1 protein-coding gene is annotated in these 239 nt (G+C 39.3%); it reads right to left on the bottom strand.

Going from position 1 to position 239, the window contains the following annotated elements; all coding sequences use genetic code 11:
- Positions 1-239: GTP cyclohydrolase, FolE2/MptA family (locus KVT28_RS26625; protein WP_217551308.1), on the bottom strand; the 239-nt coding region annotated here is incomplete at both ends.

Genomic DNA, 239 nt, shown 5'->3' with positions numbered 1-239 from the left:
ATAAGACACGGTGCATCTTGGCTGTAAGTTTTGACGGATAGGCTTTCCAGCCAAAAAGATTGGAATTTAATGACTTTCGGGATAGAAGAATATGACCAGAAATCTCAATACTCGCCTCACTGCTTTGAGAATGATGCGATTTCAAAAAAGCGTTAAGGGTATCCTTAAGGACAAGGGGAGTAATTTCTTGTTGAGTTAGCGTATCTAGTAACAGATAAAGACGTGACATATGAATGCCT

The sequence above is a fragment of the Pantoea sp. GbtcB22 genome, assembly GCF_019091025.1.
GTDB lineage: Bacteria > Pseudomonadota > Gammaproteobacteria > Enterobacterales > Enterobacteriaceae > Pantoea > Pantoea leporis.
Note: the sequence above shows the minus strand (reverse complement) of the source record. Positions and strands in the feature narration are given on the sequence as shown.